Annotated in this window: 8 protein-coding genes; 7 read left to right on the top strand and 1 reads right to left on the bottom strand. The window is 55.4% G+C overall.

The window, feature by feature from the left end:
- The first annotated feature begins 470 nt into the window (after positions 1-470).
- The 7 genes from DQG23_RS06590 to DQG23_RS06560 all read left to right on the top strand — a co-directional run bounded on the left by DQG23_RS06590 (position 471) and on the right by DQG23_RS06560 (position 7,226).
- Entirely contained in the window at positions 471-1,775 is a 1,305-nt protein-coding gene (locus DQG23_RS06590) for a M20/M25/M40 family metallo-hydrolase (RefSeq protein ID WP_113030001.1), read from the top strand.
- Between the two features lie 133 nt (positions 1,776-1,908).
- On the top strand, positions 1,909-2,292 hold the full coding sequence (locus DQG23_RS06585) for a Rid family detoxifying hydrolase (protein WP_113030000.1): 384 nt from the start codon (positions 1,909-1,911) through the stop codon (positions 2,290-2,292).
- Between the two features lie 21 nt (positions 2,293-2,313).
- Positions 2,314-3,066, top strand: coding sequence for an SDR family NAD(P)-dependent oxidoreductase (locus DQG23_RS06580; protein ID WP_113029999.1), 753 nt, complete (start codon positions 2,314-2,316; stop codon positions 3,064-3,066).
- A 122-nt stretch (positions 3,067-3,188) separates the two neighbouring features.
- Positions 3,189-4,295, top strand: coding sequence for an alanine racemase (locus DQG23_RS06575; protein WP_113029998.1), 1,107 nt, complete (start codon positions 3,189-3,191; stop codon positions 4,293-4,295).
- 324 nt (positions 4,296-4,619) lie between these two features.
- A complete protein-coding gene (locus tag DQG23_RS06570; RefSeq protein WP_158560330.1) occupies positions 4,620-5,477 on the top strand; it encodes a phytanoyl-CoA dioxygenase family protein in 858 nt (285 codons plus the stop codon).
- A gap of 22 nt (positions 5,478-5,499) precedes the next feature.
- Positions 5,500-6,375 carry an AraC family transcriptional regulator gene (locus tag DQG23_RS06565; protein WP_113029996.1) on the top strand — a complete coding sequence of 292 codons (876 nt, stop codon included), beginning with the start codon at positions 5,500-5,502 and terminating at the stop codon, positions 6,373-6,375.
- 74 nt (positions 6,376-6,449) lie between these two features.
- Complete coding sequence (locus tag DQG23_RS06560; RefSeq protein WP_113029995.1) at positions 6,450-7,226, top strand: AAC(3) family N-acetyltransferase; 777 nt, start codon at positions 6,450-6,452, stop codon at positions 7,224-7,226.
- Positions 7,227-7,372: 146 nt separating this feature from the next.
- Here DQG23_RS06560 and ald read toward each other — a convergent pair whose 3' ends face one another.
- Positions 7,373-8,506 carry an alanine dehydrogenase gene (gene ald, locus DQG23_RS06555; RefSeq protein WP_113029994.1) on the bottom strand — a complete coding sequence of 378 codons (1,134 nt, stop codon included), beginning with the start codon at positions 8,504-8,506 and terminating at the stop codon, positions 7,373-7,375.
- Positions 8,507-8,678 lie beyond the last annotated feature (172 nt).

Here is an 8,678-nt window from a genome sequence, read left to right as displayed (position 1 = left end):
GTTAAGCCCTCCAGCGCCAATGGTACTTGACCCGCAGGGGTCTGGGAGAGTAGGACGTCGCCAAGCACAAAAAACCGACCACTATAATTAGTGGTCGGTTTTTTGTTGCATGTACAGCTATTGCAGCTTTCTCCGCTTTATAAACCACCAGCGATCTCGAAAAGTATCCGCCTTTCTTGCGATCTAGCATCTGTGAAAAACGGAAAATCTCCAGCAAATAAATAGCTCAACGAATGAAATTTCGGCTTTTTGCCGGCTTTTGTACACTCCCTTGCATTAAGTTCAACAGGTTGAAATGATTTCCGTAACTGAAACATTCGTTTTCCAGGCTTACCTATACGTTTTATAAAAATATGACGAAAGAGTTCGATTGACAGTATGTTCGTTTCTGATTACACTGAACTTAGTCCAGTATATAAAACTTGTATGAAACTTGTATCGACGTTGATAAGACGAAAGGGGAGGGTACGGTGGTTCGGCAAGGTTCATTCGAGGAAAGCATTAGGCAATGGGTGAACGCCAATCGGGAGCGTATTGTCGATCAAGTCGGCGATTTGGTCAAATTCGATACCGTCAATCAGATTACTACGGGCAAAGAAAAGGACAGCCAAGTTCATATTCGCGGTGTATTGGAAGCCCTTCATATGGAAGTCGACTTGTATTCCCCGGAGGATGTTCCCGGCTTTCGCGAGCATCCGGCATACTTTCCCGGCAAGGATTATGCAGATCGGCCGAATGTGATCGGTACGAAGAGGGGCATCGGCGGCGGCAAGTCGCTCGTTTTTTCGAGCCATATCGATACGGCAGTCGTAGCTCCGGGATGGAGCCGCTCGCCTTGGGAGCCTTGGATCGATGGAGACCGACTTTACGGTCTCGGTTCCTTCGATATGAAGGGCGGCCTGGCCGCTTCCATTATGGCCGTACAATGCCTAAACGAGCTGGGCGTCAAGCTGCAGGGAGACGTATTGATCGAATCGGTCGTCGACGAAGAGTTCGGCGGCGCGAACGGGACGCTGGCCGGACGTATTCGCGGGGACAATCCGGATGCGGCCATCGTGCCGGAGCCGACGAATCTCGCCGTTTGTCCCGCTTCCAAAGGCGGCGCGTTATGGCGTATTACGTTTCGCGGGACGACGGGGCTGTCGTTCAGCGGAGAGACGATCGTCAACCCGGTATATGCAGCCAGCAAGTTCATGAGCTTCCTGGAGCGGTTCGAGCAGGCGCGCAGCGAGCAACCGGGACCTGCGCCTTGGTATGAGAACGACCGGTACCTCCCCATTGTGATCACACGCGTGGAGGCGGGAGACATGACGGCGCCCCTGTGCGATGCGGGACCGACCGAATGCCACGTCGACATTTGGATAGAGTGCTACCCGGGGACGGACGAAGAACAGCTGAAGCAGGAGCTGCTGGACGCATTTGCCCGCGATGGAGGCAAGGAGATCGTCTCGGGACCGTATGCGCCGACCTTCAGCAAAATGATCCGTTTTTTGCCGGGCTCGGAAATGACGCCAGGTCACCCGCTTATCGGGATACTCGCGGATGAAGTCGAACGGACGACCGGCGAAACGGCCGCTGTTCAGGGCGCGCCATTTGCTTGCGACGCGTTCATGTTTAATCTTCATAGCCCGACGCCGGCGATTGTTATAGGACCTAAAGGCGCGAATGCACATGCGCCGGACGAGTATGTGGAAATTTCTTCGCTTCTTCAATTAGTGGAAATCTACGCGCAAACGATCGTAAAATGGTGCGGCGCTGCGGAAGAACGTCAATAAATTGTATTTGATTGTAATTGGCGCATGGCCAATTTTAAAGCTGCGGGCGGGACAAAACGTTTCATTGTAGTTGAATACGCACGATTTGGGAATTATCGCTAAATTTTATTTTATACAAAGGAGTGCTGCGGCAATGAGAAAAGCGGTGTTTACGGATGGAGCTTCCAAGGGAGACGGGCCTTACTCGCAGGGAGTCATATCGGGCGGGTTCGTATTCGTGTCGGGGCAAGGACCGCTGGATCCGAAGACCGGCGAGATCCTAGGCGAAACGATCGAGGAGCAGGCAAAGCTGACGATGGACAACATCAAAGGCATTGTGGAAGCTGCGGGCAGCTCCATGGACGATGTCGTAAAAATAACCGTATATTTGGAGCGGATGAGCGATTTTGCGGCATTTAATCGCGTATACAAGACGTATTTCGACGAGCCGTTCCCTGCGCGTACGTGCGTACAGGCGGGATTGGACGATATTTTGGTGGAAATCGATGCAGTTGCCAAAATTCCGGATGAGGCGTAACCGGTCAAAGGGAGGATTCATATGAACAGATTCAGCAATCAAGTAGTGCTTGTAACCGGCGGGAGCCGGGGCATCGGCAGAGCGATCGTGGAGCGTTTTGCCGCGGAAGGAGCGGCGCTGGCCGTTTTGGATTACGACAGAGACGAGCTCGACAAAGTGGGACGGGAATGGAAGGAAGCCGGGTATACATGCATGACGTTCCCGGTTGACGTCAGCAATCAGGAGCAGGTCGATCAGGCGGTTGCGCAAGCCGTAAGCGCTTATGGAAAAATAGACGTTCTTGTGAACAATGCAGGCATCGCCTGGGAAGAGCCGTTTCTTGATATCCAAGCGCAAAACTGGCGTAAAATGCTCGATGTCAATCTGAACGGAATGTTTTATGTTGCGCAGCGCGTGGCCAAAGAAATGTCGGCCGCTGGAAGCGGCTCCATCATTAACATGGCTTCGACGAACGGACTTGTCGGCGAAGCGAAATATGCGCATTACAACGCGTCTAAAGGAGGCATCGTGCTGCTGACCAAAACGATGGCCCTCGAGCTTGGCGCTTTCGGTATCCGCGTTAACGCGGTATGCCCGGGATACATTCAAACGCCGATGTCGGAAGCGATCGACAGTCCGGAATTTATCGAAGAGTATATCCGTACCAAAATTCCTCTCGGACGCGTAGGCAAGCCGAAGGATATTTCCGGCGTATTTGCGTTCCTCGCATCCGAGGATGCAGCATTCATTACGGGCGAAACGATCGTCGTCGACGGCGGACAGCTGGCGTTCTAGAGGCAACGAGCCGGAGAAAACGTTTCGCGATCCTAACGCCGGAAGCGCATGTCACGCCGGCAGCCGGCGGTTAAGGTTATTGCACAAACAGATTAAGCAAGCTGCACGGGGAGGGCGCACAGATGCGCAAACAGGAGCTGGATACGCCATACGTCATTATCGATTTGGATAAAACGGAACAAAATATCGAGGCTATGCAAGCGATCGCCGACAAAGCCGGCATCGGTCTGCGGCCGCACGGCAAGACACATAAGCTGCCGCAGGTCGGCCGCATGCAGGTGGATGCGGGGGCAGTCGGCCTGACGGTCGCCAAGCTGGGCGAAGCGGAAGTGATGGCTGCAGCCGGCATACGCGACATTCTGATCGCTTATCCGATCGTAGGCGAAGCGAAGCTGGCGAGGCTCGTCCGCTTGGCGGAGCAGGCCGACGTGACGGTCGCGCTCGACAGTCTCGATGTTGCGGAGCCGATGTCCCGCGCGGCGGAAGCCGCAGGCGTGAGCTTCGGCGTCGTCGTCGAGCTGGATTGCGGCTTCGGCCGCGTCGGGCTGCCGCCAGGCCAAGCGGTGCTCGAGCTGGCCCAGGCTGTCGCCAAGCTGCCGGGCTTGCGACTGCGCGGCCTGCTGACATTCGCCGGCCAGTCTTACGACGCCGCCGACGAAGCCGCCCGCCGCAGCATCGGGCTCGACGAGGGCCGCGTCGCCGCAGAGACGGCCGCTCAGCTGCGCGAGCTCGGGCTGGAGGTCGACATCGTAAGCGTCGGCTCGACGCCTTCGTCGCGCTATGCGGCGCAGGTTGCCGGCGTGACCGAGATCAGACCGGGCACGTACGTGTTCGGCGACCTGACGCAGGTGAGCCTAGACGCGCACGAGCTGGAGAGCTGCTCGCTGACCGTCAAGGTTACGGTCGTCAGCCGGCCGGCGCCGAACCGGGCGGTCATTGACGCCGGGACGAAAGTGTTCACCATGGACGGCGGCGATTCGCCGATCGGCACCGGCCGCGGTTATGTCGTGGGCCGGCCCGGGATTACGGTCGCCTGGTTTACGGAGGAGCACGGCATGCTGGAGCTTTCGCAAGAGGAGCAAGACATAGGGCTTGCCGTAGGCGACACGCTCGAAATCATTCCTTGTCACTGCTGTGCCGTCATCAGCATGTTTGACGAAGTGGCGGCCGTTCGCGGCGACGAGGTCGAAGCGATTTGGCCTGTCGCGGGCCGCGGCAAAGTGCGGTAAACATGAAATGCAACAGCGGGCGGTGTCTACCGAGCAAGAAATTGCTCGAGGCGCCGCTTTTTTTTAATCGGGATAAATCATAACGGATGCGTGCCGCCGCCAGATTGGTTTGGCGGTTTTTTTCTATATGTTGAACGAATAACAAGGGAGAGGGAATGCAGTGGACTCTCCATTCATTGGCTTAACTTATAGAGTTCGGAAACGGTCTTAATAATAGCCCTTTGTGGGAATCGGGTTGCCTTTAATGGGACGTTTCTCCAATGGGCCTGCACTATAATGGGGGTGTCAAGCAAATCGGTTACCTTCATGGAGGAGAGAATAACGATGAGTAAAACGCCGAAGAAGCTGCCCTACGTTTACGAATTCGATAAAGACGATACTGAGGGGATTTACAAGTGTAACGAGTTGCATGGTTTTGCCGTAGTCAAGGGATTGCTTCCGCAGGATATAGTGGATAAACTGAAGGCAGAAGTTCGCCGGACGCTGGAAGACGAATCCGATTCGACTCCGGGGACGACGCGCTTCGCTACCAGCTTCATCGAGCAATCGCCGACGCTGGCCGATCTGCTGACCTATGAGCCTTATATGAAAATCGCTCGCCGTTTATATGGGAACGAGCCGATTTCGCTCAATCGTTCCGCAGCCATTTACAAGAAGCCGGGAGCTCCGGTCGGCGCTTGGCATACGGACTGGCAGCCGAGGGTTCATCCTTATGGCGTGGACGGTGTGCTGAATACGACGGGAGCCAATTCCAACTGGTTTTATTTGAACGGGACGCATCCTGACAGAGCGGGGATCTCGATTATTCCGGATTCGCATACGGAAGAGTGGGAAGGGCCGAAAGGATTCGAGTTTACAAGCCGCCGCAAGTCATTTTACAGGAAAGGAACCGAACCGGAGGCTTGCGTGGAAATGGACTTCGACGAGGCATTTTCATTGTTTACGGATCCTGGCGATATGATCGTGTTTGCAGAGCGCACGTATCACGGGGTACATGCACACAACGGTACGGAAACAAGACTCAGCTGCGCGCTTTCGTTCCGGACGAAAGGACAGCAATTCGACGAGGTGTGGCCTCTGCCGGAATCGGCGCGGACATTTATCGCGAATTGTCCGGTGGGAGTAAAGCCGCTGGTTGAAGAATATTTAGGAATGGGCAAGTCATGGTCCAGTACGAAGTAATTCGGTAAAGCGGGGCGGCGTGATGGGGATCATCGGCAAGAGCGACGGCGTTAAGATCATTTTCAAGCTGGATAAGGAGGCAGGCGCTCAAATTATCAAGTGGACGCTGGACCGCGTTCAGGAGCCGATTCACTGGCATCCGACGCTGGAGCTCTGTTATTGCTTGTCCGGCCGCGGTACCTTTACATGCATGGAAAAGCAATATCGCGTAGGACCCGGGGACATCATTCTGGTCAATAATACGGAGCGTCATACGAGCCAGTCGGATCCCGGCGACGCCTGCGTTTGCCTTGTCGTATGCCTGGATGTAAGGACGATCCAGGAGTTCAATCCGGATCTGCTTCTGCCGTTTATTTACGATCCGCATACATTCGAGCATCGCATTCCCGCCGAGTCGGCAACCGCACAGCAAGTCGGACGCATGCTGACCGAGATGAAAACGGAGCTTGAGGCTTGCCGCAGCGCCTATCAAAGCATCGTAAAGAGCTTGCTGTTCCATATTTGCGCGCTTCTGCTTCGGCATTACGAGAATGAAAATACGAGCAGGCGGAGGAAGCGGTTTTCCGCGAAATTTATGCTGCTGCAGCCAGCGCTGGCTTACATTCAAGATCACTTTCACGAGCCTGTGCAGCTTGCGGATATTGCCCGCGTCCTATCGCTCAGTCCGTCCCGAACGCGGCATTTGTTTCTGGAAATCGTGGGCGAGCGCTTCAAGTCGTATCTTCTGCAAATTCGCGTTCAGGAAGCGAAGAAGCTTCTGAGCGGAACGAATATGCCGATTACGGATATTTATTTGAGCTGCGGCTTTCAGAGCTCGTCGTCTTTTTACCGGGAGTTCAAAAAGCTCGTGTCGGTTTCTCCGCAAGAGTATCGCGGGCAAGCGCCGCATATCGAGTGAGAACATGTTCGGATCTAGCGCATTGGGGGGAGAATATGTCAGATATGACCGGTCAACCTGGAAGCACCAGAAAAATGACAAAAGCAAGTCTGCTGCAGGATCTCGATAACCTGAAAATCGCTCCGCACGGGACGCTTTTGGTGCATTCATCCATGAAAAGCATCGGCGATGTGGAGGGCGGACCGGATACGGTTCTGGATGCGTTATCGGAATATATGAAAGACGGATTGCTCGTCCTGCCGACGCACACTTGGGCTTCTATCAATCAGGATAACCCTGAGTTTCATGTGAGCGAATCGCCGTCTTGCGTAGGAATCTTGACGGAGGTTTTCCGAAAGCGGCCGGGTATCTGGCGTTCTCTGCACCCGACCCACTCCGTAGCGGCATTGGGAAGCGATGCGGAGGAATTCGTATCCGGCGACGAAAAATTCGATACGCCTTGCGCGCGAGGCTCCGTCTGGGGGAAGCTGCTGGATCGGCGGGCAGTTATTATGCTGATTGGCGTGGACCTGACAAGGAATACATTTATACACGGGATCGAGGAATGGATGAACGTTCCGGGCAGAGTATCCGATGAGCCGAGGCAGCTATACGCCGTTACGCCGGACGGAACGAGAATCCACGCTCCTGTAAGGGGACACACTGCGCCGGTATGGAATCATTATTCCAAGGTGGACGGACTTCTGGAGGCAAAGGGAGCCATGCGCAAAGGGCGGTTCGGCGATGCGGAAGTACGTCTGTGCGACACGGCGAGAACCACGGAGCTGCTCAGCGCTATGCTGAGGATGGAACCTGACCTTTTCTTGGACGATACCCCGATAGATCCGCAAACGTTTCCCGGTTTATTGTGAGGGCCGACGCGAGTGATTGTACGTGACGACCTGTCCTTAAGGGCGGCGAAGCCGTTTATCCTTGTTTGTACAGAGCAGAAATGCAAAGAAGCTGCAGCGACCGTGTAAAGACGGGGCTGCAGCTTTGCTCTTCTAAACAGGCGCGGTCACGAAACGGCAAGCTTCGTTGGCAAAGCTTCGTCGACCGGCACGTAGCCGCTTTTCAAATCGCGAGCGACCGGCTCGTACGTTATATGTCCGTTCGCCGTATTAACTCCGAGCTTGAGCGCCGCATTGTCCTCGATCGCCTGCCGGACGCCTTTGTTGGCGATTTGCAGTGCATAGGGCATCGTGGCGTTCGTCAGTGCGTAAGTCGACGTAACGGGCACGGCGCCGGGCATGTTTGCCACCGCATAATGAACGACTCCGTGTTTGACATAGGTCGGGTTGTCGTGCGTCGTGACGCGGTCGGCCGTTTCGACGATGCCGCCTTGATCGATGGCGACGTCGACGATGACGGAGCCGGGCTTCATCGTTTGCACCATCGCTTCGCTGACAAGCTTGGGCGCTTTGGCCCCCGGGATCAGCACGGCGCTGATGACAAGATCGGAATCGGCTACCGCTTCCGCGATGTTGTGCGGGTTCGATATGAGCGTCTGAATATCGCTGCCGAACCGGTCGTCGAGGACGCGCAGCCGTTCCGGATCGAGATCGATGACCGTGACATCGGCGCCGAGACCGATGGCGATTTTCGCCGCGTTCACGCCTACTACGCCGCCGCCGATGACCGTTACTTTGCCGCGTTTCACGCCGGGGACGCCGGATAGCAGCAAGCCTTTGCCGCCGTGCGGCTTCTCAAGAAACTGGGCCCCGATCTGGGCGGCCATTCGGCCGGCGATTTCGCTCATCGGCACGAGCAGCGGGAGCGTTCTGCCTACGGCGACCGTTTCATAGGCGATGGCGGTCACCTTATTGTCCGTCAGCGCTTTGGCGAGCGCAGGCTCGGCCGCCAGATGCAAATAGGTGAACAAGACGAGGCCTTCGCGGAAATAGCCGTATTCCGAAGCTAAAGGCTCCTTCACCTTCATGATCATTTCCGCGCCGCTCCATACGTCTTCCGCGCGATCCAGAAGCTCGGCACCCGCTGACTTGTAAGCTTCGTCGGTAAAACCGCTGCCAAGCCCGGCGTTCCGCTCAAGCAGAACCCGATGTCCTGCGCGTACGAATGCGCTTGCACCGGCGGGCGTCAAGGCGACGCGGTTTTCATTGTTTTTGATTTCTTTCGGCACTCCGATAATCATAGTAAACCCCTCCATGTCAAAAGCCTCTTCCAAGACTTCGCTTTTCTTAGAATAAAGTCGCCGGCAAGGCGTGTTCTCCTTATAAGAAAAGTATAAAACATGGCGGGGCGGCCATCTTCGTGCGGTTCCATGAATAAATCGGGACCGGTTTGTGATTTTTAACAAACGGGTC

The organism is Paenibacillus contaminans, from assembly GCF_003285015.1.
GTDB classification, from domain to species: domain Bacteria; phylum Bacillota; class Bacilli; order Paenibacillales; family NBRC-103111; genus Paenibacillus_V; species Paenibacillus_V contaminans.
The sequence above is the reverse complement of the archived record's forward strand: the minus strand, read 5'-3'. Positions and strand labels throughout refer to the sequence as shown.